Here is a 21,572-nt window from a genome sequence, read left to right on the forward strand (position 1 = left end):
GCAGGTCGATGATGTAGATGCCGTTGCGCTCGGTGAAGATGAAGCGCTTCATCTTGGGGTTCCAACGACGGGTCTGGTGCCCGAAGTGAACGCCGCTCTCGAGCAGCTGGCGCATGGTGACGACGGCCATGGTCGTATCTCCTTGTGGCACACGTGTGCCATTCCTGGTTGACTCACCGCCGGTTGACGGTGACCTGGCGCCTGCCGAGTGCGGCCCACTCCCTGCTGGGAGACCAGGACCGCATCCGTATTCAGCTCTCGCGTCATACGGAAACAGGCGCGCGAATTCCACTTCAGGAGAAGTGGTTGGCCACAGTCTAGGGCACCTCACCGCCCCGGACGAAATCCACAGGCCTCGCCCCTCCGCGGGTTGTCCCCCGTGCGTATGCCGAGTGCTGCGCCGGCCGTCGCGACACCCTTGGCTGGACCCATGATCCGCCGAATCCTCGTGCTCACGCTGTTGCTCCTCCTGATCACGGCCCCACCAGCTCGCGCGGCATCGCCCGACCCGTGGAGGTGGCCGCTCGACGACCACGCGATCGGCGAGCGGTTCGACCCTCCTGCGACGGACTACGGCCGCGGGCACCGCGGCGTCGATCTCGCCGGCACGGCCGGTGATGTGGTGCGCGCGGTCGCTGCGGGCCAGGTGGTGTTCGCCGGCCAGGTCGGCGGCGTCGGGGTCGTCACGATCGATCACGGCGGCGAACGATCGACCTATCAGCCCGTCCGGCCCCGGGCGAAGGTCGGCGACGCGGTCCGGCCCGGGCAGGTCATCGGGGTGCTCCTGGGCTCTCCCAGCCATTGCTCGGGTGCGTGTCTACACCTGGGGCGGTTGGCCGGCGACGACTACCTCGATCCGCTGGACCTGCTCGGAGGAGGGAGGTATCGGCTCATCAGCCCCGACGGCAAACCGCCTCCACCGCCGGCGGGGGTCGGCGGGGCCCTTCGGCGGCCCGTGGGTGGTCCCATCACGTCGCCCTTCGGCATGCGGATCCACCCGGTGACGGGTGTGCGCAAGCTGCACGACGGCACCGACTTCGGGGTCCCCTGCGGCACGCCCGTCCACGCCGCCGCAGGAGGGAGTGTGGTCGGCCGGTCATCCCGCGGGGCCTACGGCAAACGGGTCGTCATTCGTCACCGCCCCGGGTTCGAAACCACCTACAACCACCTCAGCGCCCAGTCGGTGTCGGTCGGCGAGCGCGTGCGTCCGGGCCAGGTGATCGGCCGATCCGGCACGACCGGGCTCTCGACCGGATGTCACCTGCACTTCATGGTCCTCAAGGGCGGAAGATCGGTGAACCCGCAGGGATTCTTGTGAGTGGGTTGGTTCAGGCCCTGGGGTGGGCCAGCTTGTAGGCGGTTCGCAGTCGCTCGTTGCTGACGTGGGTGTAGATCTGCGTCGTGCCGAGCGAGGCGTGGCCGAGGATCTCCTGCACGCTGCGCAGGTCAGCGCCACCCTCGAGCAGGTGGGTCGCCGCCGTGTGGCGGAGACCGTGGGGGCCGATGTCAGGGGCGCCGTCGACGCCGGCAAGCCGCTCGTGCACGACCCGGCGCACGGCCCGCTGGTCGATGCGGCTGCCGCGAGTGCCGAGAAACACAGCAGTCCCACTGGCCCCGGTGGCGATCGATGGCCGCCCGCGATCGAGCCAGAGATCGATCGCTTCCGCGGCCGGCAGTCCGTAGGGCACCGAACGTTCCTTTCGGCCCTTGCCGAACACCCGGACGACGCGCCGACCGCGATCGAGATCGTCGATGTCGAGACCAACCAGCTCGCCGACCCGGATGCCAGTGGCATAGAGCACCTCGAGGATCGCCAAGTCCCGAAGCCCACGCGGACCGTCCTCCGCCAGCGACTGGACCGTGGTGTCGAGCAACGCCCTGACCTCGATCTCACTGAGTGCGACGGGCAGCTCGCGGTGCGCCTTGGGGCTGGCGAGCAGCGCCCCTGCGTCGGCTGGCGCCCGTCCGGTCCGGGCCAACCAGGCGGTGAACACCCGAGCAGAGGTGGCCCGGCGGGCCAACGTCGTCCGGGCCTTGCCCAGTGTCTGGAGGTTGGCGAGCCAGCTGCGGAGTGTGCGGAGCGAGAGTCCCGCCGGGTCGACGATGCCGAGCCGCTCGGCGTGCGTGGCGAGGCTCTCGAGGTCTGTGAGGTAGGCACGCACCGAGTGGACCGAGAGGTCACGCTCGGCCCGCAAGTGGTGCTCGTAGGCGGCGAGGACCGCCGACCAGGGCTCCCCCAGTCGTTCAGACTCTGCTGTCATCGAATCAAGTGTGCGTCGACCGATGCGTCACCCCACGTCGGCGCGCCGGGACAACGTCCACTCGGCTCCCGCCCTGGACACCAGCCCTCGCCGATCGAGCAGGTCGAGCGCGGCGCGCACCTCGCGGGTGCTCAGGCGAACTGATGACGCGATCTGCGTGACGGTCCGTGCCGTGGCCCAGTCCAGTCCGTCGAGCGTGGTCCGTGCCGCCGGCGGGAGTCGGTCGAACTCGGTGACCGGCTGGGAGGTCTGCTCGTCGGCCTCCGCGCCGGGACCGGCCAGCTCGGCGAGCACATCTCGCCCGCCCGTGACCAGCACTGCCTTGCCGGCACGCATCGCAGCATGGGCGCCAGCGGACTGGCGCGATGTCACCGGCCCCGGCAGGGCCATCGTGGTGCGGCCCAGCTGATCGGCCCAGTTGAGGGTGTTGAGCGATCCGCTCCGCAGCGCCGCCTCGACCACGACAGTTCCTTGCGTCAACGCAGCGATGACCCGGTTGCGTGAGAGGAATCGACCCTTCAACGGCCGTCCACCCGGCGACTGCTCACTGACGACCACCCCTACCTCTGCGATCCGCCCGATGAGTGCGCCGTGCGGTTTCGGATAGTCGAGGTCGGCCCCACAGGCCAGCACCGCGATGGTCGGCGCGTTCATGAGGAACGCGCCGCGATGAGCGCATCCGTCCACTCCGAAGGCCGCGCCGCTGATGACGGTCCAGCCGGCGTCGGCGCAATCCGCGGCCAGGTCGGAGGAACACTCAGCGCCGTACGTCGTGCAGTCCCGCGCCCCGACGATCGCGACGCTCCGCTTGCTGAGGTCGCCCAGATGCCCGACGCCCCGGAGCCACAGCCCCACCGGTGCGCCGGTCGCACCGTGGAGCGGCTCGACATGGTCGAGGTCCGAGAGCGCCGCCGGCCATTCCTTGTCACCCGGCGTGACCCAGCGCAGCCCGGCCGCCTTGGCGCGCGCGGCGGCGGCCTCCGCCGCGCGATCCAGCCGGAGACCGCGTTCGACCCAGGACTCGGGCATCTCGGCACCAGGCAGACGGTGCCTGCGCAGGATCGCCGCCACGATCTCGCTCGGCTCATGCGTCAGGAGCAGGTCGCGCAGGCGCGGATCTCCCGGCTCGACCAGGAGACTCAGCGCGAGCCGGTCCTGCCGGGTCACGATGCCTGCACCATCGTGCGCAAGGCGCTGCCCAGCGGCGTTCCACGCCTGAGCGAGAGCGCCGTGTCCACGTCATCACCCGTTGGCACCGGGTGTCCGTGCAGGTCGGCGACGGTCCACGACAGCCGCAGGATCCGATCGGCAGAGCGTGGGTTGAGCTTGTTGGTGCGCAGCTGCTGGTCGACCAGCACCCGGCCCCGGTCGCTGACCGGCCATTGCTTGCGCAGCTCGACCCCGGGCACCTCACTGTTGAGCCGCCACAGCGTCGCCCGCAAGCGATGTGCCTGCCGATCCTGCGCCTGCGCGACCTCCGCGGCCAGCTCGACGGTGGATCTGGCGCCAGTCACGGCATTGACCAGCTCGGGGCGCGACAGTGCCGACAGTGAGCGGTGGATGTCGATGCGATCCCGGATCGGACCCGACAGCCGGTCCGAATAGCGTCGGCGCATCAGCGGTGTGCAGCGACACTGATCGCTCACCGCAGAGCTCAGCCCGCAGGGGCAGGGATTGGCGGCCAGCACAAGCTGGAACCGGGCCGGATAGGCGGCCGTCAACGCCGCCCGGGAGACGATGACGTGGCCGCTCTCGAGCGGCTGACGAAGCGCTTCGAGCACATTGGACGCAAACTCCGGGGCCTCGTCGAGGAACAGCACACCGTGGTGTGCCAGGGACAACGCCCCGGGCCGGATGACCTTGCTCCCGCCTCCGACAATCGACACGGCGCTGGCGGTGTGGTGGGGGTCGAGGAATGGCGGACGTCGCAGCAGCGGCGCGTCGCTCGGCAGGACTCCGGCCACCGAGTGCACGGCACTGACCGCGAGGGACTGCTCGTGGGTCAGGTCAGGCAGGAGGCCCGGCAGCCGCTGGGCGAGCATGGTCTTGCCGATCCCGGGCGGGCCGGTCATCAGCAGGTGGTGCCCACCGGCCGCAGCAACGACCAGCGCCATACGAGAGTCCTCCTGACCGGCGATGTCGGCGAGATCGAGATGGTCGAGGCGAGCAGCCGAGGTCCACGACATGCCGGGGATCTCATCCAACGGTGGCACCGGCGGGTCGTCCGGCTCCTCACCTCCGGTCAGGAGGGCGACCGTCTGCCTCAGCGAGCGGACACCAACGACCGAGATTCCGCGCACCAGCTGCGCCTCGGGGACGTTGACCTCCGGCACGAACACTCGATCAAATCCCGCCTCGAGAGCCGCGAGGGTGGCCGGCAGCACCCCTCGAATGGCCCGCAGCCGACCGTCGAGCGCGAGCTCGCCGAGGAACACCGCGCCAATGAGACGGTCCGCCGGGACGAGGGACTTGGCGGCGAAGACCGCGAGCGCGATGGCCAGGTCGTAGTGCGATCCGGTCTTGGGCAGGGTCGACGGAGCCAGGTTGATCGTCACGCGCTGATCGGGCCACGTCGTGCCGGAGTTGGACACCGCCGAGCGGCACCGGTCGCGCGCCTCGTTGACCATGGTGTCTGCCAGACCGACCAGGACCGTTGCCGGCAGGCCACCCGAGATGTCGACCTCGACCTCGATGGGCCGTCCGGACAGCCCGTCAAGGGTGACCGAGTGCGTCGCGGCGGCCATCACGCGACTCCCGCGATGCGCTCGACCACGGGGGCGCCGCGCGCCGGCACGACGACCGAGACGACATCGATGCGTACGCTCGGCGGCTCGACATCGTGCACCTCGAGCCAGTGCATCGCGAGTCGGCGCAGTCGGTTCGCCTTGTGGCCCGTCACGGCCTCGAACGGGCCGCCATACGTCGTGCTGCTCCGGGTCTTGACCTCACAGATGACCAGCGTCGACCCATCTCGGGCCACGATGTCCACCTCACCGAACCGACAGGTCCAGTTGCGGGCCAGCACGACCATGCCGAGTGACTCAAGATGGTCAGCAGCGATCCGCTCGCCGTAGGTGCCGAGGGCTTTGTTGCGTGCATACGTCATCAGGCCAGCCTCCCGGCGGGAGCCATCCACTGTCCGCGACGGAAGCACGCCCTGTGGACGGAGTGCCAACCCGGTGGGCCTGTGGAGAGGTGCTGCACGGAGACCCCACCCCTGCCCAAGAAAGCAACCGTGCTGGAGGGCGCGCCTTAGAAATGTCTGAGAACTTGGTGAGAGGGTGCTGGTGGGAGCGGTCCTAGCGAAAAGTGGGGTCCCGCGTGCAACTCCGAGATGTGTGGAACCGTCGAGCCCGATGGGCTCCCCAGATCAGCCGCCTGGCAGCCCTGCGGGAGGAACAGCGTGGCGCTCTTGCTGTCGTGAGGGCAGCGGAGCCGGGACTACGACCTGGCCTGTACGTCTCGTCCGGACCGGCGGTGTGGCGCCTGTGGTCCGGCCCTCTTCCCAGACACGTCTGCCGCACGAAGGGTCACAGGTTCAGGGCCTCCCAGCTGAAAGACCCCTTCATCCGCCGGGTCGTCAGACGGGTACCAGCGCTACGAGGTCCCGCCATCAACGCCCGCCGGATGCTGATCCCGCTCGTCCCCCCGTATCTGTTCTGGAGTCGAGGGTCTGGCCAGGCGACGGCGGTCATCGGCGCGCACGACGGGGCCGCGGTCCTCATGGCACCCGCCCAAGGGCACGTCACCCGCACCTACGCCATGCCGGTGTTCGACGCCGAGTACGAAGCTCGTCGACGCGTCTTCGCCAAGCACGTGCGCAGCCCGCTCTTCGAAGTCCTGGACAACGGCACCACGCTCCGCGAGGAATTCGTGGCTGGGTGCTACTTCTTCGACCTCCCGCTGGGGGCGCGCCTGCAGGTCACCAGGAACATGATCGCCGGATACGAATCGTTGACGCACGCAGAGGGTTCGGGCGGATCTCAGTCCCTGATGCGACCAGTGCTCGAGGCACTCGGGCAGGCATCGCCGCCCGACGACCTGGCTGCACTTCTCCAGGAGTCGCTGACCCCCAGGGCTGTTCGACGCTGGCCCCGTATTCCCTCCGCCACCGACCCACGGCCGAAGAACAGCGTCATACTGGGAGACCTGACCCCGGTGGCCATCGACCTCGGAAGCTTGCGCCTGGATCCGTTCTTCTACTATCCCGTGGGATTCGTCGCCCATGCCGGGCGCGGCGTTCGCGACGCCTTCCTGGAGGGTGAACTCGACGCCGACTTCGAGCGCCTCTTCACCGCAGCCGGAGCCCGCTACCGGGCCAATGAGCAGGGCCGTCTCGGCCTGCTCGCGTTACGCACCTTGATCGCCAGCTACAAGGAGTGCAGCCCCGGCGACGTGTTCAACGTCCCTCGGTTCAACTGGGTGGTTCGACGTCGTTGGGGGATGACCCTCGCCCCCTGACCGCGAGGGTTCGGTTCAAGGGCCTCGGTGTCCCAGAGGCGGATCGTCGCCCAACATCGACGCGGCCCGGTGTCGGGGTGCGCGGCGGGGTTTAGTCGGTGCCTGGCACCTTGAAGTCCGAACCCTGGAGCTCCTCGACGTTGACATCCTTGAAGGTCAGGACCTTGACGTTCTTGGCGAACCGCGCAGGACGGTAGATGTCCCAGACCCAGGCGTCGTTCATCGAGACCTCGAAATAGGCGTCACCGGTCTCGGACCGGACCTTCACGTCGACCTGGTTGCACAGGTAGAACCGTCGGTCGGTCTCGACGACGTACTTGAAGATCGTGACGACATCGCGATACTCGCGATACAGCGAGAGCTCCATCTCCGACTCATACCGCTCGACATCCTCAGAGCTCATGCGGCCGTCCCCATCGCTTGCTCATGCCGTGCCTTCCATCGCTGCTCGTACGTTGACATATCTGCGCCGGTGCTCCGCGCAGGGGCCGTGCAGCTGCAGCGCCCGCTGGTGGACCGGCGTGCTGTAGCCCTTGTGCGTCGCGAAATCGTATGCCGGGAAGTCCTCGTGCATGCGCAACATCATCCGGTCACGCGTCACCTTGGCGATGACGGACGCCGCGGCGATCGACGCCGCGACCCGGTCGCCTTTCCACATCGCGAGTCCGGGAGCGCTCAGCCCGTCGACCGGGAAGCCGTCCGTGAGCACATAGCCGGGTCGGACGGACAGCCGCGCCAACGCGCGCCTGAGTGCCGCGATGTTGGCGACGTGCATGCCCATCCGATCGCAGTCGGCCGCGGAGATGACCACGACCGACACATCGACCGCACGCTCCATGATGAGGTCGAAGCACGCCTCGCGACGCTTCTCCGTCAGCAGCTTGGAGTCGGCGAGACCCGCGATGGGGCGTTCGAGGACGACCGCCGAAGCGACCAAGGGGCCGGCGCACGCGCCACGCCCGGCCTCGTCGACGCCGGCGACCGGATGCAGGCCCTGCCGGGCCAGCGCTCGCTCAAAACCGTAGAGTCCGGCATCCCGCCGGATGGTCGAACCCTTGGCCAGACGCGTCACGGCATGAGCCTAGCCGCAACCGGCGATGGTCTTCGGACTGACGCGCAGTCGCTCAGACGTCGCGCTTTTCCTTGATCTTGGCGGCCTTGCCGCGCAGGTTGCGCAGGTAGTAGAGCTTGGCCCGGCGGACGTCGCCGCGGATCGCGACCTCGATCTTCTCGATGACCGGGGTGTGCAGGGGGAACGTACGCTCCACGCCGACACCAAAGCTGACCTTACGGACCGTGAACGTGCGGCCGATGCCCGAGCCCTGCACCTTGATGCAGACGCCCTTGAACACCTGGATGCGCGAGCGGCTGCCCTCGATGACCTTGACGTGCACGTCAAGCGTGTCGCCGGCGCGGAATTCGGGGAGGTCGGTGCGCAGCGATGCGCTTGCCACCTGGTCGACGATGTTGGTCATGGTTCTACTCCTCGCTGGTGCCACAGGTCACCCACGGATTGCTTGGTGATTGAAAGTCATTGCGGCGGTGATCACGATTCCCCTGAGGCAGAACCGTCGGCGCCAAGGGTCAATATTGCCACAGCCGTGTGGTCCGGACGAAATCGGCAGGCGCCGACGACATGGTCCGATTTCCGCCGGTGCCGGGAAAGATCGAATCCTAGGGTCGCCGACATGGACGTTGATCAGATCCGTACGGTCAAGCGCGCATGGAGGATCTTCGCTTCCGGAGATGTCGACCGCATCAGCGACACCTTCACCCCCGACGCGCAGTGGCTGGCCCCGCCACGGAATGCCACGGCAGTGGCGTTGGGAGTCCCGCATCACATGATCGGCGCCCAGGAGATCGGCGCATTCCTGGCCAACGAGTTCCCTCGGCTCTTCGTGAAGGATGTCGAAGTCGATTTCACGAACATCGTCGCCGCAGGCTCGACAGTCGTCGTCGAGGAGACCATGAGCGCAACGCTCGCCGACGGGAGCGACTACGTCAACGACTATTGCTTGATCTTCGAGCTCGACGGCGACCGGATCAGGCGCGTCCGGGAGTACATGGACACCGCTCGCGGCAACCGTCAGGTGCGCAACCTGCTCGACGGCGGGCTGCGCAGCGGTTAGTCCATCAGGTCGGGGCGTCTTTGCCGCGTACGCTGGTGCGCTTGCTCGCGTCGCCACGCCGCGATCGCCGCGTGGTTGCCGGACAGCAGGATCTCCGGCACGTCGAGACCTCGCCAGCTCGCGGGCTTGGTGTAGACCGGATATTCAAGCAGGCCGTCATCTCCGTGCGACTCCTCGACGAGCGACTCGGGGTTGCCCATGAACCCCGGGACCAGCCGCACGATCGCCTCGATCATCGCGAGAGCGGCGACCTCGCCGCCGTTGAGCACGAAGTCGCCGAGCGACACCTCCTCGACCCGCCACCGGCTGGCTGCGTGATCGATGACGCGCTGGTCGATGCCCTCATATCGTCCGCAGGCGAACACCAGATGCTTCTCCGAGCTGAGGCGTTCGGCGACGCGCTGGGTGAAGGGTTGGCCCGAGGGCGTCGGCACGACGACGAGCGAACCCTCGAAGGCCAGGGCGTCGAGCGCCTCGCCCCACGGCTCCGCCTTCATGACCATGCCCGCGCCTCCGCCATAGGGCGTGTCGTCAACGCTGCGATGCCTGTCGGTCGTGAAGTCCCGCAGGTCGTGGGTCGTGACCTGCAACAGTCCCGACTCCTGGGCCTTGCCTGTGAGGGACAGCCCCAAGACGCCGAGGTAGGCCGGGAAGATGGACAGGACGTCGATCTTCACGTCAGCCGCTTGTCTCGGCCATGGCGGGGTCCAGCAGACCTTCGACCTCGTTGATCGTGACGAAACCGCCCGCGACGTCCACGACAGGCACGATCTCGGTGACGAACGGGATGAAGACCTCGCGGCCCTCGATGTCGACGGTCAGCGTGTCCTGGTGGAGGCCGTGCACGACGCCGGTAACGGTGCCGACGACGACGTCACCCGTACGCGCCTCGAGCCCGACCAGCTGGTGGTCATAGAACTCGTCGGGGTCCTGGGGCGCATCGAGCGGGTCGACGTCGACCTCGAGGGTCGTCCCGTGGATCGCCTCGGCCGCGGTGCGGTCGGGGACCTCCTTGAACGACACCACGAGACGTCCGCTGTGGTGTCGCGCGGTGGCGACGGTGAGCACCCGGTCGCCACAGACGACTGACGAGCCCGGGGCGAAACGCCGGTCGGGCTCGTCAGTTCGGATGTCGACGTTCAGCTCGCCACGGATGCCGTGGGCACGGCCGATGCGGCCGATGACGACCTGCATCGTCAGCTGCGTCGGTCGACGTCCACGAAGTCGATGCGCGCGCCGCCACGTCCGGCGATCGCGCCCGCGACCTTGCGGATTGCGGTGGCCGTGCGGCCTTGACGACCGATGACCTTGCCGAGGTCGTCGGGGTTGACCCGCACCTCGAACAGCTCGCCGTTGCGCGTCTGCTTGGCCCGCACGTTGACATCGTCAGGGCTGTCGACGATGCCCGCGACGAGATGCTCGATGACCTCGATCAAGGGGGCGGCCACGATCAGGCCTTGGCCTCGTCGGCAGGTGCAGCGTCAGCCTTGGGCTCTTCAGCCTTCGACTCCTCAGCCTTGGGCTCTTCAGCCTTCGACTCCTCAGCCTTGGGCTCTTCGACCTTCGACTCTTCGGCCTTGGGCTCATCAGCCTTGGCGGCGGCCTTCTTGGCGGCGGCAGCCTTCTTGGTGGTCGCGTCGGCCTTGGACTCGCTGTGGAGCTCCTTGAGCGCGTCCTGGAAGATGTCTTCCTTGCTGCGCTTCTCATCGGCGAACTTCATGGTGTTCTTGCCACCGATGTCGCCGGTGATCTTGAGCAGCGCGGCGACGGCTTCGGTCGGCTGGGCGCCAACTCCGAGCCAGTACTGTGCGCGCTCGCCGTCGACGTTGATGATCGACGGATCGGCCTTGGGGTTGTAGGTGCCGATCTCCTCGATGACGCGTCCGTCACGCTTGGTGCGCGAGTCGGCGATGACGATGCGGTAGAACGGCGTACGAATCTTGCCCATACGCTTCAGGCGAATCTTGACTGCCACGAGTGTGGTGTCTCCTCAGATGTGTGAATGTGGTGACCTGCCGGTGCCGCATGGGGACACGGCCGACGAAATCGGTGAGCCGGACAGCACAGAGATGAGAGGGTCTCCACGCGTACCGGACGCAAGGAGTCATTCTGCCAGAACACCGGCCATCGCTCCAATTCGGCCTGCGCAGCACAGATCAGCGACCGGCAGCCAACGGGAGGGATCGCAGCCCCGCGATCGTCCGCCAGGCCACCGGTGCATCACGACGCTTGTCGTCAACCAGTCACTGGATCACCGGCAACCATTCGTCAGCCATTCGTTGACGCCAATCCATGATTCATGCACTATGAGTGCATAAACCTGTGCGGCCGGCGATCTCGGGGGATATCGACCACCACATCCGTGTGGCAAGGCGTATTCGCCCGGCACTTTCGGCTCACCCACCGGAAGGACAGCACATGAAGCTCAAGAGGATTCTTGCCTCGTTCATCGGCGCATCCGCCCTGACGATCGGCGCGTTGACATCGTCGCCGGTCGCGGCGGCGGACAATCCGTACGAGCGGGGGCCAGCTCCCACCAACAGCAGCATCGAGTCGACGCGTGGCCCGTACTCGGTCAGCACCAAGACCATCTCTGCGACGGCGGCTCGCGGCTTCGGCTCGGGCACGATCCACTATCCGTCGACGACCGCCGAGGGCACCTTCGGCGTCGTGGCGATCTCGCCCGGCTACACCGCGAGCGAATCGTCCATCTCGTGGCTGGGATCCCGCCTTGCCTCCTTCGGCTTCGTGGTGATCACGTTCAACACGAACTCGCGCTACGACCAGCCCGCTTCCCGTGGAACGCAGCTGCTGGCCGCACTCGACCAGACGATCTCAGACTCGACTGTCCGAGCACGGATCGATCCGACCCGCCAGTCCGTCGTAGGCCACTCGATGGGCGGTGGCGGCGCCCTGGAAGCCGCCAAGACTCGCCGGTCCATCGAGGCTGCCGTTCCTCTGACGGCGTGGAACACCGACAAGACATGGCCCGAGGTGGAGGCCGCGACGTTGGTCCTCGGCGCCGAGGACGACACCGTTGCTCCCGTGAGCTCGCACTCGATCCCGTTCTACAACTCGTTGACCTCCGCCGAGCGTAGGAGCTACCTCGAGCTGCGTGGCGCCAGCCACTTCGCGCCCAACTCACCGAACACCACGATCGCGAAGTACACCGTGAGCTGGCTCAAGCGCTACGTCGACAACGACGCGCGCTATGAGCAGTTCATCACCCCCGGCCCGTCAACCTCGCTCTCGAGCCCGGTGTCGGACTACCGCATCAACTGACACGTATGCGCGGCCGTCGCCACATGGCGGCCGCGCCTGCGGCCGGTCGGACATCGATTCAGCCGATGTCCTCCTCGGACAGGCCGGCGCGGACGACGAACCCGTCCACGATCTTGCCGGGAGTCGGGGTGATGTCGAGGGCCCAACCGTTCTCGTCGTCCTGCAGCGGCTCCAGGGTCCGCTCCTGGGAGGTCAGCAGCGATGGCGGCATGAAGTGGTCGCGGTGCTCCATCCGGCTCTTGATCAGGTCATGGTCACCCACGAGGTGCAGGAAGTGGGTGCGTGGAGCGGCGTCGACGAGCACATCGCGGTAGACGCGCTTGAGCGCCGAGCAGCTGATGACGCCTCCGGAACCACCATGCACCGCAAGCCACGTGCCGATCTCGTCGAGCCATGGCCATCGGTCGTCATCGGTGAGCGGGGTCCCGGCTGACATCGTGGCGATGTTGGCCTCGGAATGGAAGTCGTCGCCGTCGGCATAGTCGATCGAGAAGCGATCAGCCAGCTCATGGCCGACGACGGACTTGCCAACACCCGAGATGCCCATGACCACGACGAGTGGGGGTGGCTTCATGCTCCGACCGTATGCCCCAGCTCTCGGCGGCGCACGTGCGCGGGGCTAGAGGAGGTCCTTGAGCTCTTTGGGCAGCTCGAACTCGTCTTTGCCGCCGCCGGCCGGGAAGCCGAATGCGTTGGCGCCATCGTTCTTGGGCGCTCCAGCGGCCTCGGCAGCGCGCTTGGCGGGGTTGCCCGACACGCGTTTGCCCTTCTTCTTCTGTTGGGGCTTCTGCTTGGCACCGGCTCGCTTGCCGGCGCCGGGCAGTCCGGGCATACCCGCCATGCCAGGCATGCCGGGCATGCCTCCGCCCTTGGCCATCTGCTGCATCATCTTGCGTGCGTCGAAGAATCGGTCGACCAGCTGGTTGACGTCCTTGACCTCGGTGCCCGAACCCTTGGATATGCGGGCCCGGCGAGAGCCGTCGATCATCTTGGGGTTGTCGCGCTCGGCCGGCGTCATCGAGCGGATGATCGCCTTGATCCGATCGACCTCACGCTCATCGAAGTTGGCGAGCTGCTCCTTCATCGCGCCCATGCCGGGCAGCATCCCGACAATCTTGGACATCGAGCCCATCTTGGAGATGGCTTCCATCTGGTCGAGGAAGTCGTGGAGCGTGAACGTGCCGCCGACCAGCTTGTCGGCGGCCTTGGCGGACTCCTCGGCATCCATGACCTTTTCGGCCTGCTCGATCAGCGTGAGCATGTCGCCCATGTCGAGGATCCGCCCGGCCATCCGGTCGGGGTGGAACGCGTCGAAGTCGGTGAGCTTCTCTCCGGTCGATGCGAACATGATCGGACGACCGGTGATCGAGCGGACCGACAGTGCCGCGCCTCCGCGGGCGTCGCCGTCGAGCTTGGTCAGCACGACGCCGGTGAAGTCGACGCCCTCGAGGAAGGCCTGGGCCGTGACGACGGCATCCTGACCGATCATGGCGTCGATGACGAACAGCACCTCGTCGGGATCGACCGCAGCGCGGATGTCGGCGGCCTGCTGCATGAGCTCGGCGTCGATGCCGAGACGGCCGGCGGTGTCAACGATCACGACGTCGTGGAGCGTGCGGCGCGCCTCCGCCAGGCCGGCCCTGGCGACCTGGACGGGGTCACCGACACCGTTGCCGGGCTCGGGGGCGAACACTGTGACCCCGGCCCGCTCGCCGACGACCTGGAGCTGCGTGACGGCATTGGGACGCTGGAGGTCGGCAGCGACCAGCATCGGCGACTTGCCCTGGCCCTTGAGCCACAGCCCGAGCTTGCCGGCCAGCGTCGTCTTGCCGGCGCCCTGGAGACCGGCCAGCATGATGACGGTCGGCGGGCTCTTGGCGTAGCGGATGCGCCGGGTCTCCCCGCCGAGGATCGTGACGAGCTCGTCGTTGACGATCTTGACGACCTGCTGGGCGGGGTTGAGCGCCTGGCTGACCTCTGCCCCGCGGGCACGCTCCTTGATGTTGGCGATGAAGTCGCGGACCACCGGGACGGCGACGTCAGCGTCCAGCAGCGCGATGCGGATCTCCCGGGCCACCGCGTCGATGTCGGCGTCGGAGAGTCGACCCTTGCCGCGCAGATTCTTGAACGCTGACTGCAGGCGGTCTTGCAGGGTGTCGAACATACGTCGGTCGTCATCCTCGGCTGGAAGAACAGGGTCTGCTCAACTCTAACCGAGAGCCGTGACGCCCCTCCCCCGCCTGCGGCGACGAGCTGGCGACCACACCGACGAGGTGGCTAGGTGAGGGCTGCGGCGAGGTTGTCGCGCAGGGTCGTTGCCGCGGTGTCGTCGAGGCGGCCGCCCGTGCCGTCAACGACGTAGAACACGTCGCGGACCTCCTCGCCGTAGGTCGACATGTGCGCGGACCGGATCGAGAGTCCGAGCGACGCGATCTGGTCGCACACGGTCCAGACCAGCCCGCGACGATCCTGGGCACGCACCTCGAGCAGCGTCGCCGTCTCCGAGAGCCGGTCGAGGAGACGTACGCGCGCATCCGGTGCGTCGGGGATGGCAGTCAGCTCGAGCCGGCCAGCGAGATCGAGCTCGCCAGCCATGGCCGGCCGGAGCCGCTCGGTGAGACGGGCCGCATCGACGTCCGGGCGCGACACCTCCAGCAGGGACACCGCAGCATCGCCCCGGGTCACCGTGCGGGCCGATCTGATGGCCAGCCCCGCGAGGGCGAGTCCTCCGGCCAGGTGCGCCACCACACCCGGGCGGTCGGCGGTCACGATCGTCAGCAGCGAGCCCCCTTGGTGGGGCTGGACCGTCAGCCTGAAGTCGGCCGGTCCCATCACGCCGTAGTCCGGGATCGGGACGCCAGCGGGCCAACCCTCGTAGTCCTCGGGCGACGGCGTCTTGACCGAGTCGTCGAGCACCTTGCGAACCTTTTCGACCAGGCCTTCGGTCAGCCCCTGCCGCCACGTCGACCAGGCGGTCGGACTCGTGGCCTGCGCGTCGGAAGCGGTCAAGGCGGCGAGCAGGTCGAGGAAGTCCTCGGTCTCGACGATCTCGGCAACGTTGGCAGCCGTCGAGGGGTCCTCGATGTCCCTGCGAGTGCCGATCGTCGGCAGCAGGAGATGCCACCGCACGAGCTTGCCCACCACGGCCGCATCGTCGGCACTGAACCCCCAACGCTGGGCAATGCGGGTCGCCATGGGCTCACCCACCTCCGAATGATCACCATCGACGCCCTTGCCGATGTCGTGGAGCAACGCGGCGACCGCGAGCAGGTCTGGGCGGGCCACGTCACGCTTGACCCTCGCGGCGAAGACGCACGTCTCGAGGCTGTGTCGGTCGACCGTGAACCGGTGCACCGGCGACGAGGACCCCCTCAACCGAATCGCCGCCCACTCGGGCAGCAAGACGTCGACCACCCCGGCAAAATCGAGCTCGTCCCACACCGGCACCAGACCCGGACCCGCCGTCAGCAGGTCGACCATCAGCCGCGATGAGGAGGGTGACCATGGATCGGGCAGCTCGCCCATCGACCGCGCCAGTCGGGAGGCCGAGCCGGGACTCAGCGGAAGTCGGTCGCGCGCGGCGGCGGCCGCGGCGCGCAGAGCTACCTCTGGATCGGTCGCAGGATCGGCCTTGCCGGTCACGATGACCTCTTGGTCGAGCACGCCGACGCCCTCGGCCAGCTGCACCACGGCGGGACCGGTCGCCGTGATGGTCCGCTTGCGCGGCGGAGCCAACGCGTCGTCGACCTTGCGCCACGACAGCGTGGCCAGGTGCGCGATGCGGCGGCCGAGCTGGCGGGTGTGCAGATCCAGCTCCTCGGCGCCCATGCCGAGGAGCTGCGCCACGTCAGGTATGACCTCGGCGTCGAGCCGCTCGACCCGTCTGCCAACGGTTTCGTGGAGGGCATCGCGTACGTCCAGGAGCTCCGAGCGCAGCGACTCCGACTCACCATGAGGTACGTCGATCAACCACGTCGCGACGAGCGCGCGGAGGATGACGCTGTCCCGAAGCCCGCCGCCGGACTCCTTGAGGTCCGGCACTGCCGCGTGGGCGAGCCACCCCGCCCGCTCGATGCGTGCGTTGCGCGCCTCCCGAACCTCCTCGACCCGCGTTCGGGCGTCACGCCGCCAGTCCGCGAGGACCTGTGAGCGCAGCGTGAGGACCAGGCTCGCGTCACCCGCGACGGTACGTGCGTCGAGCATGCCCATCGCGGCGCGGTGGTCGGTTGCCGCGGCCTCCCGCATCTGCACGGTGTCGCGCACCGAGTGGTCGAGCGCGACACCGTCGTTCCACAGCGGATACCAGATCGCCTCCGCGACCTCGCGAACCACTGACTCCTCGATCGACGGATCGTGCAGCAGGACCACGTCGAGGTCGCTGAACGGTGAGAGCTCGGATCGGCCGTAGCCGCCGACCGCCACGAGAGCCAGGCCCGGACCTTCGCGCGGATCACCGCCATCGGCCGGGACAGCGGCGGAGAACAGCTGGCGGAGCCGGCGATCGGCCGCGAGCGCGCGCTCACCGCGTCGGTGGGCCAGGTGCCGGTGGTCGCGGACCGGGTGGCCTGACACCGGTCCAGCAGCCCGCTGCGTCACGATGGTCCGGCTCCTAACCGAGGTGCGGGCCGCCGGGCGACGATCCCGTGTGATCGTATGCCGTCTCGAGGTGCTCGACCTGGTCGATGCCGGTCATCTCGTCCTCCTCGGAGACCCGGAACCCGATCGTCCGGTCGATCGCCGTGCCGATCACGTAGGTCACGGTGAACGAGTAGGCAAGCACGACGACCGCCGCCACGACCTGACGACCGAGCTGGTCGAGACCACCGCCGTAGAACAGCCCCGGACTGCCGAAGCCGAGCGCCTCGACATTGGTGCGGGTCGCGAGGAGCCCGATCAGGATCGTGCCGACCAGGCCGCCGACGAGGTGCACCCCGACCACGTCGAGCGAGTCGTCGAAGCCGAAGCGGTACTTCAGCCCGATCGCGTACGCACACACGGACCCGGCCACCAGACCCAGCAGGATCGACCCCAGGGGCGAGATCGTGCCACATGAGGGGGTGACGGCGACGAGTCCGGCGATCGCGCCCGAGGCGGCGCCGAAGCTCGTGCCCTTCTTGTCCCGCACGACCTCGACCGCGAGCCAGCCCAGCATCGCCGCGGCACCGGCGCCCGTCGTGTTGATCAGCGCCAGGCCCGCAAGATTGCCGGCAGCCAGCGCGGAACCGGCGTTGAATCCGTACCAGCCGAACCACAGGAGGCCGGCCCCGAGCAGCACCGACGGCAGGTTGTGCGGCCGCATCGGCTCCTTGCGCCAGCCGACTCGTCTGCCGACCACCAGGGCGAGGGCAAGCGCCGCCCCGCCAGCGGTGATCTCGACAGCCAACCCACCGGCCAGGTCGAGCGCGCCGAGCCGGTTGGCGATCCAGCCTCCCTCAGCCCCGTCGGTGTCGAAGGCGAACACCCAGTGGGCGACCGGGAAGTAGACCGCCGTCATCCAGACCGGCACGAAGACCACCCACGCCACGAACTTCACCCGGTCGGCCACGGCGCCGCTGATGAGCGCGACCGTGACGATGCCGAACAGCATCTGGAAGATCACGAACACATAGGTCGGGATCGTCCCGGTGAGCGAGCTCTGCGAGATGCCGCGGAGGCCCAACAGGTCGAACCCACCGATCAGTCCTCCACCCACATCGTCGCCGAAGGTCAGGCTGTAGCCCCAGAGGAACCAGACGACCGGCACGATCGCGAGTGCCAGGAAGCTCATCATCATCATGTTGAGCACGCTCTTGGCACGCACCATGCCGCCGTAGAAGAACGCCAGGCCCGGCACCATCAGCATCACCAGCGCTGACGACGCGAGCATCCACGCAGTATCCCCTGAATCCATCCAAGCCTCCGGGTCCGGGCGGGCCGTCGCTGCGCCGGCAGCGATCGGATCCCACGTCGCTGCCGGACACTATCGCAACGCGATGATGGCGCAGCACCACATCGGGTGCTGCGCCATCATCGGTGTTGTCGGGTATGCCTAGAGTGCAGCCTCGTCGGTCTCGCCCGTGCGAACCCGCACGACCGAGTCGACCGGGATGACCCAGACCTTGCCGTCACCGATCTTGCCGGTCTGAGCCGACGCGGTGATCGTGCTGACCACGCTCTCGACGTCGGCGTCATCGACGACGACCTCGAGGCGGATCTTGGGAACCAGCGAGACGTCGTACTCAGCACCGCGATAGACCTCGGTGTGTCCCTTCTGCTGGCCGTAGCCACTGGCCTCGGTCACCGTCATGCCGGCAACTCCGGCCGCGGCGAGAGCCTCCCGGACCTCTTCCCATTTGTGCGGCTTGATGACCGCGGTTACGAGCTTCATGCTCAGACTCCCGTCTTGAGGGCGGACCCGCCGATGATTCCGGCTTCGTCGTACGCAGTCTCCAGGTGCTCGACCTGGTCGATTCCGAGGACCTCATCCTCTTCGCTGATGCGGAACCCGATCGTCACGTCGATCAACTTACCGATGATGTACGTGAGGACGAACGAGTAGGCCAGAACTGCGAACGCGGCGACTGCCTGCTTGCCGAGCTGCTCGAGGTTGCCACCGTAGAAAAGTCCCACGTCGCCGGCGGCGAGGAAGCCGATCAGCAGCGTGCCGACGAGACCGCCGACGAGGTGGACGCCGACGACATCGAGGGAGTCGTCATAGCCGAACTTGTACTTCAGTCCAACTGCGAGAGCACACAGGGCGCCGGCGATGACGCCGAGCCCGATCGAGCCGACCGGCGTCAACGCGCCGGCTGCAGGGGTGATCGCGACGAGACCGGCAACGGCTCCGGAGGCGCCGCCGAGGCTGGTGGCCTTCTTGTCACGGATCGACTCGACCAGGAGCCAACCGAGGATGGCCGCGCCTGTGGCAACCGTCGTGTTGACGAGCGCGAGACCCGCCAGACCATTGGCACCGACTGCCGAGCCGGCGTTGAAACCGATCCAGCCGAACCACAGGAGGCCGGCCCCGAGCAGGACGAAGGGCAGATTGTGCGGGCGCATGGGGTCGCGCTTCCAGCCGACCCGCTTGCCGAGGACCAGCGCAAGGGCCAGACCGGCGGCACCGGCGTTGATGTGCACCGCGGTGCCTCCAGCGAAGTCGAGGGCCTCGAGCTCGGTCGCGATCCAGCCACCATTCTCACCGAAGTCGAAGACCCAGTGCGCGACCGGGAAGTAGACGACCGAGACCCAGATGACGACGAACAGCGACCAGGCGCCGAACTTCGCACGATCGGCGATCGCGCCACTGATGAGGGCGACCGTGACGATCGCGAACATCAGCTGGAAGGCGACGAAGACATACTCAGGAAGCGTTCCGTAGGCGGTCTCGAGTCCGATGTTGTCCAGCCCGAGGCGCTCGAAGCCGCCGAGCCAGCCGTTGCCCTCGGGGCTGAATGCGATCGAGTAGCCGTAGAGGACCCACAGCACCGGCACGATGGCCAGGGCGATGAAGCTCATCATCATCATGTTGAGCACGGTCTTGGAGCGGACCATGCCGCCATAGAAGAACGCCAGTCCTGGCGTCATGAGCAGGACCAGGGCCGAGCTGGCCAGAATCCATGCGGTATCGCCGGTATCCATGAAACCTCCGAAAGAAGTGTGTGTCGCAACAAGACGAGGTACGGCCTGTTGCGACACACACTGGTGTCGGGGGATTTCGGTATGCGCGCGGCAATGTTGCATCCGCGTCACGAATGCAGCAGCCGTGTAAACAGCGTGTTACGCCTCGCGGGCCACCGCTAGGCGAGCAGCGCGTCGACGAACTCCTCGGCGTCGAAGGGCGCGAGATCGTCCGCGCCCTCGCCGAGACCGATGAATTTGACGGGCACACCCAGCTCGCGCTGCACCGCGATCACGATGCCGCCCTTGGCCGTGCCGTCGAGCTTGGTCAGCACGATCCCGGTGACGTCCACGACCTCACCGAACACGCGAGCCTGGGTCAGGCCGTTCTGGCCTGTGGTCGCATCGATGACCAGCAGGACCTCTGTGACCGGCGCCTGCTTCTCGATGACTCGCTTGACCTTGCCGAGCTCGTCCATCAGCCCGGACTTCGTGTGCAGCCGGCCGGCCGTGTCCACCAGGACGACGTCGGTCCCCTCGGCGATGCCACGCTGGACGGTCTCGAAACCGACGCTGGCGGGGTCTCCGCCCTCAGGTCCGCGTACGGTCTGCACGCCGACGCGCTCGCCCCAGGTCTGGAGCTGGTCGGCGGCCGCCGCTCGGAACGTGTCGGCTGCGCCGAGCACGACGCTCTTGTCCTCCGCGACGAGCACACGGGCGAGCCGGCCGACCGTGGTGGTCTTGCCGGTGCCGTTGACGCCCACCACCAGGACGACTCCGGGCAGGCCGCCGGTCCCGGTGGAGTTCAGCGTGCGGTCCAGAGACGGTCCGATCAGTCCCACGAGCTCGTCGCGCAGTGCCGCCTTGGCCCGCTCCGGGTCGTCAATTCCCTCGACCCGGACCCGGGTCTTGAGGTTGGCCACGAGCTCGTCGGTCGCCGTGACGCCGACGTCAGCGGCGAGGAGCGTGTCTTCGAGCTCCTCCCACGCGTCGTCGTCGAGCGTGGATCGGCTGAGAACCGAGAGCAGGCCCTTGCCGAGCGATCCCTGAGACCTCGCGAGTCGGGCGCGCAGACGTACGAGCCGGCCCTGCGGTGCCTCAGGGCGCTCGATCGTGTCGACCGAGGTGGCCGGTTCCGGCGCCGGCGACGCCTCGTCCTCGAGGTGCGGATCCGGATGCTCAGGATGCTCGATGACCTCTTCGGTCAGGCGGTCCAGGTCGGCCGGCGGAGGCAGCGTCTTGCGGCCGCGGCCGATCACGAGCCCGATGCCCGTGCCCAGCACGACGACAACGGCGATGATGATCAGGAGCAGCACAGTCAGGGTCACACCCGCGATCCTATGCAGAACCGGTTCGCCGCGACGTCAGGGCACGACGAGGGGTGTGACGGCCGCGCGAATCGCATCGGGGATCGGCGTCACCGCCCGGGTCGCAGCGTCGACGTAGACATGCACGAATCGGCCGATCGCGGCCGGTTCGTCGCTGTCGCCCTGGAACAGCCCGATGCGATAGACGATGCTCGACGACCCCAGCCTGGTGATCGCCAGGCCGGCCTGCACGTCACCGGGAAATCCCAGCTCACGGAGGAACTCGCACTGTGTCTCGGCCACGAGGCCCACCGCGTCGAGCCGGCGGATGTCCGATCCGGTCGCCTCGATCAGGAAGCCGTTGACCGCGGTGTCGAAGAACGAGTAATAGACGACATTGTTGACGTGGCCGTAGACGTCCTCGTCCTCCCACCGCGTCGTGATGGTGCGGAGCTCGGCGAAATCAGCTCGGTTCGACGGGAGCGACGACTCGCTCACACCACCGGGCGAGCCGGCCATCGAATGGGGAGACATGC

24 protein-coding genes are annotated in these 21,572 nt (G+C 67.8%); 4 read left to right on the plus strand and 20 right to left on the minus strand.

What is annotated here, in order from left to right:
- On the minus strand, nucleotides 1-130 hold a 130-nt coding region (locus tag WKF39_RS10615; RefSeq protein ID WP_340388344.1), incomplete at its 3' end, for a 30S ribosomal protein S2.
- A gap of 300 nt (nucleotides 131-430) precedes the next feature.
- On the opposite strand from WKF39_RS10615, the gene WKF39_RS10620 reads away from it, so the two are divergent.
- Nucleotides 431-1,318: a M23 family metallopeptidase gene (locus tag WKF39_RS10620; RefSeq protein WP_340388154.1), complete on the plus strand. Its 888-nt coding sequence runs from the start codon at nucleotides 431-433 to the stop codon at nucleotides 1,316-1,318.
- A 10-nt stretch (nucleotides 1,319-1,328) separates the two neighbouring features.
- Here the strand turns inward: WKF39_RS10620 and WKF39_RS10625 are convergent, their stop codons facing one another.
- From WKF39_RS10625 to WKF39_RS10640, 4 genes are read right to left on the minus strand one after another with little or no spacing between them, the layout of a single operon-like run.
- The gene (locus tag WKF39_RS10625; protein WP_340388156.1) at nucleotides 1,329-2,261 is read right to left on the minus strand and encodes a tyrosine recombinase XerC; all 933 of its coding nucleotides are present in this window, start codon (nucleotides 2,259-2,261) and stop codon (nucleotides 1,329-1,331) included.
- 27 nt (nucleotides 2,262-2,288) lie between these two features.
- Nucleotides 2,289-3,428, minus strand: coding sequence for a DNA-processing protein DprA (locus tag WKF39_RS10630; RefSeq protein WP_340388158.1), 1,140 nt, complete (start codon nucleotides 3,426-3,428; stop codon nucleotides 2,289-2,291).
- Nucleotides 3,425-5,005 (minus strand): YifB family Mg chelatase-like AAA ATPase, encoded by a 1,581-nt coding sequence (locus WKF39_RS10635; RefSeq protein ID WP_340388160.1) that lies wholly within the window; start codon nucleotides 5,003-5,005, stop codon nucleotides 3,425-3,427. Before WKF39_RS10635 ends, WKF39_RS10630 begins: the two co-directional genes overlap by 4 nt.
- On the minus strand, nucleotides 5,005-5,367 hold the full coding sequence (locus WKF39_RS10640; RefSeq protein ID WP_340388162.1) for a YraN family protein: 363 nt from the start codon (nucleotides 5,365-5,367) through the stop codon (nucleotides 5,005-5,007). The genes WKF39_RS10635 and WKF39_RS10640 overlap by 1 nt, the downstream gene beginning before the upstream one ends.
- Nucleotides 5,368-5,888: 521 nt before the next feature.
- Here WKF39_RS10640 and WKF39_RS10645 point away from each other — a divergent pair.
- Nucleotides 5,889-6,722 (plus strand): hypothetical protein, encoded by an 834-nt coding sequence (locus WKF39_RS10645; RefSeq protein WP_340388164.1) that lies wholly within the window; start codon nucleotides 5,889-5,891, stop codon nucleotides 6,720-6,722.
- 91 nt (nucleotides 6,723-6,813) lie between these two features.
- On the opposite strand, the gene WKF39_RS10650 is transcribed toward WKF39_RS10645, so the two are convergent.
- The 3 genes from WKF39_RS10650 to rplS are packed head-to-tail and all read right to left on the minus strand — an operon-like array spanning nucleotide 6,814 to nucleotide 8,197.
- A complete protein-coding gene (locus tag WKF39_RS10650) occupies nucleotides 6,814-7,125 on the minus strand; it encodes a DUF2469 domain-containing protein (RefSeq protein ID WP_340388166.1) in 312 nt (103 codons plus the stop codon).
- Between the two features lie 21 nt (nucleotides 7,126-7,146).
- Complete coding sequence (locus tag WKF39_RS10655; protein WP_340388168.1) at nucleotides 7,147-7,794, minus strand: ribonuclease HII; 648 nt, start codon at nucleotides 7,792-7,794, stop codon at nucleotides 7,147-7,149.
- A 52-nt stretch (nucleotides 7,795-7,846) separates the two neighbouring features.
- Entirely contained in the window at nucleotides 7,847-8,197 is a 351-nt protein-coding gene (rplS, locus tag WKF39_RS10660; protein ID WP_340388169.1) for a 50S ribosomal protein L19, read from the minus strand.
- Between the two features lie 213 nt (nucleotides 8,198-8,410).
- On the opposite strand from rplS, the gene WKF39_RS10665 reads away from it, so the two are divergent.
- Nucleotides 8,411-8,851, plus strand: coding sequence for a nuclear transport factor 2 family protein (locus WKF39_RS10665; protein ID WP_340388171.1), 441 nt, complete (start codon nucleotides 8,411-8,413; stop codon nucleotides 8,849-8,851).
- Here the strand turns inward: WKF39_RS10665 and trmD are convergent.
- Genes trmD through rpsP form a run of 4 tightly spaced genes read right to left on the minus strand, consistent with a single transcriptional unit; the run spans nucleotide 8,848 to nucleotide 10,826 of the window.
- Nucleotides 8,848-9,528 (minus strand): tRNA (guanosine(37)-N1)-methyltransferase TrmD, encoded by a 681-nt coding sequence (gene trmD, locus WKF39_RS10670; protein WP_340388173.1) that lies wholly within the window; start codon nucleotides 9,526-9,528, stop codon nucleotides 8,848-8,850. The two genes, WKF39_RS10665 and trmD, sit on opposite strands and share 4 nt — an antisense overlap.
- A 1-nt stretch (nucleotide 9,529) precedes the next feature.
- Nucleotides 9,530-10,045, minus strand: coding sequence for a ribosome maturation factor RimM (gene rimM / locus WKF39_RS10675; protein WP_340388175.1), 516 nt, complete (start codon nucleotides 10,043-10,045; stop codon nucleotides 9,530-9,532).
- Between the two features lie 2 nt (nucleotides 10,046-10,047).
- Nucleotides 10,048-10,299, minus strand: a complete 252-nt coding sequence (locus tag WKF39_RS10680) for an RNA-binding protein (protein ID WP_340388176.1) — start codon at nucleotides 10,297-10,299, stop codon at nucleotides 10,048-10,050.
- Nucleotides 10,300-10,301: 2 nt separating this feature from the next.
- Nucleotides 10,302-10,826 (minus strand): 30S ribosomal protein S16, encoded by a 525-nt coding sequence (gene rpsP / locus WKF39_RS10685; RefSeq protein WP_340388178.1) that lies wholly within the window; start codon nucleotides 10,824-10,826, stop codon nucleotides 10,302-10,304.
- A gap of 443 nt (nucleotides 10,827-11,269) precedes the next feature.
- On the opposite strand from rpsP, the gene WKF39_RS10690 reads away from it, so the two are divergent.
- Complete coding sequence (locus WKF39_RS10690; protein WP_340388181.1) at nucleotides 11,270-12,133, plus strand: alpha/beta hydrolase; 864 nt, start codon at nucleotides 11,270-11,272, stop codon at nucleotides 12,131-12,133.
- 58 nt (nucleotides 12,134-12,191) lie between these two features.
- On the opposite strand, the gene WKF39_RS10695 is transcribed toward WKF39_RS10690, so the two are convergent.
- The 8 genes from WKF39_RS10695 to WKF39_RS10730 all read right to left on the minus strand — a co-directional run bounded on the left by WKF39_RS10695 (nucleotide 12,192) and on the right by WKF39_RS10730 (nucleotide 21,570).
- Nucleotides 12,192-12,707 carry a gluconokinase gene (locus WKF39_RS10695; RefSeq protein WP_340388183.1) on the minus strand — a complete coding sequence of 172 codons (516 nt, stop codon included), beginning with the start codon at nucleotides 12,705-12,707 and terminating at the stop codon, nucleotides 12,192-12,194.
- A gap of 45 nt (nucleotides 12,708-12,752) precedes the next feature.
- Nucleotides 12,753-14,297, minus strand: a complete 1,545-nt coding sequence (ffh, locus tag WKF39_RS10700) for a signal recognition particle protein (protein WP_340388185.1) — start codon at nucleotides 14,295-14,297, stop codon at nucleotides 12,753-12,755.
- 113 nt (nucleotides 14,298-14,410) lie between these two features.
- Nucleotides 14,411-16,729 carry a [protein-PII] uridylyltransferase gene (locus WKF39_RS10705; RefSeq protein WP_340388186.1) on the minus strand — a complete coding sequence of 773 codons (2,319 nt, stop codon included), beginning with the start codon at nucleotides 16,727-16,729 and terminating at the stop codon, nucleotides 14,411-14,413.
- 13 nt (nucleotides 16,730-16,742) lie between these two features.
- Nucleotides 16,743-17,999, minus strand: coding sequence for an ammonium transporter (locus WKF39_RS10710; RefSeq protein ID WP_340388188.1), 1,257 nt, complete (start codon nucleotides 17,997-17,999; stop codon nucleotides 16,743-16,745).
- Between the two features lie 162 nt (nucleotides 18,000-18,161).
- Nucleotides 18,162-18,500 carry a P-II family nitrogen regulator gene (locus WKF39_RS10715; RefSeq protein WP_340388190.1) on the minus strand — a complete coding sequence of 113 codons (339 nt, stop codon included), beginning with the start codon at nucleotides 18,498-18,500 and terminating at the stop codon, nucleotides 18,162-18,164.
- Between the two features lie 2 nt (nucleotides 18,501-18,502).
- Nucleotides 18,503-19,750: an ammonium transporter gene (locus WKF39_RS10720; protein WP_340388192.1), complete on the minus strand. Its 1,248-nt coding sequence runs from the start codon at nucleotides 19,748-19,750 to the stop codon at nucleotides 18,503-18,505.
- Between the two features lie 158 nt (nucleotides 19,751-19,908).
- Complete coding sequence (gene ftsY, locus WKF39_RS10725; protein WP_340388194.1) at nucleotides 19,909-21,057, minus strand: signal recognition particle-docking protein FtsY; 1,149 nt, start codon at nucleotides 21,055-21,057, stop codon at nucleotides 19,909-19,911.
- 36 nt (nucleotides 21,058-21,093) lie between these two features.
- A complete protein-coding gene (locus WKF39_RS10730) occupies nucleotides 21,094-21,570 on the minus strand; it encodes a thioesterase family protein (protein ID WP_340388196.1) in 477 nt (158 codons plus the stop codon).
- Nucleotides 21,571-21,572: the final 2 nt, after the last annotated feature.

The sequence above is a fragment of the Aeromicrobium sp. genome, assembly GCF_037719875.1.
In the GTDB taxonomy this organism is placed as follows: Bacteria; Actinomycetota; Actinomycetes; order Propionibacteriales; family Nocardioidaceae; genus Aeromicrobium.